1 protein-coding gene is annotated in these 1350 nt (G+C 66.7%); it reads right to left on the reverse strand.

Annotated features, from left to right (window positions below; all coding sequences use genetic code 11):
- Nucleotides 1–1350 (reverse strand): NAD(P)/FAD-dependent oxidoreductase (locus G3N93_RS40320; protein WP_206135559.1); only part of this gene is annotated, 1350 nt, incomplete at both ends.

The raw sequence follows: 1350 nt of genomic DNA on the forward strand, positions 1-1350 counted from the left end.
TCGAACGTCAGCTTGCCGTCCGGCTTCGGATACTCGATCGGCTGGCATTGCGACGCCGGCTTCAGCATCTCGTGGTCCGCGTGCTTGTGGCGCAGCGTCCACGGCACGTTGCCGCCCATCACCTTCTGCTCGAGCCCGACCATCAGCGTGCCGAGGTACAACCCCTTGGCCATCCACTGCTTGAAGTTGCGCGCGCGGTACAGCTCCGTGTACAGCCACGATTGCTTGAAGGCGTCCGGGTATGCGTTGAGCTCGTCCGACTGGCGGCCGGCCTGCACCGCGTCGAACGCGGCGTCGGCGGCCAGCATGCCGGTCTTGATCGCCGCGTGGCTGCCCTTGATCCGCGATGCGTTCAGGAAGCCCGCGTCGTCACCGATCAGCGCGCCGCCCGGGAACACCGTCTTCGGCAGCGACAGCAGCCCGCCCGCGGTGATCGCGCGCGCGCCGTACGACACGCGCTTGCCGCCTTCCAGGAACGCGCGGATCGACGGGTGCGTCTTGTAGCGCTGGAATTCCTCGAACGGCGACAGGTACGGGTTCGTGTAGCCGAGGCCCACCACGAAGCCGACCACGACCTGGTTGTTGTCCATGTGATACAGGAACGAGCCGCCGTACGTATCCGACTTCAGCGGCCAGCCGGCCGTGTGGATCACGAGGCCCGGCTTGTGCTTGGCCGGATCGATCTCCCACAGCTCCTTGATGCCGATCCCGTAGGCCTGCGGATCCGCGTTCGCGTCGAGCTTGAACTTCGAGATCAGCTGGCGGCCGAGGTGGCCGCGGCAGCCTTCGGCGAACAGCGTGTACTTCGCGTGCAGCTCCATGCCGAGCTGGAAGTTCTCGGTCGGCTCGCCGTCCTTGCCCACGCCCATGTTGCCGGTCGCGACGCCCTTCACCGAGCCGTCGTCGTTGTACAGGATCTCGGCGGCGGGGAAGCCGGGGAAGATCTCGACGCCGAGCGCTTCAGCCTGCGCCCCAAGCCAGCGTGTGACGTTGCCCAGCGAGATCACGTAGTTGCCGTGGTTCTGGAAGTTGGCGGGCAGCGCCCAGTTCGGCGTGGTGACCGCACCCTTCTCGGACAGGAACAGGAAGCGGTCTTCCGTCACCTCGACGTCGAGCGGTGCGCCGCGTTCCTTCCAGTCGGGGAACAGTTCGTTGATCGCGCGCGGGTCCATCACCGCGCCCGACAGGATGTGTGCGCCGATCTCGGAACCCTTCTCGAGCACGCACACGCCGATTTCGGTGCCTTTCTCGGCGGCCAGCTGCTTGAGCCGGATCGCCGCCGACAGCCCGGCGGGGCCGCCGCCGACGATCACGACGTCGTATTCCATCGATTCGCGCGGGCCGTATTGC

Origin of the sequence: Burkholderia sp. Se-20378, assembly GCF_017104665.1 — a bacterium.
In the GTDB taxonomy this organism is placed as follows: domain Bacteria; phylum Pseudomonadota; class Gammaproteobacteria; order Burkholderiales; family Burkholderiaceae; genus Burkholderia; species Burkholderia lata.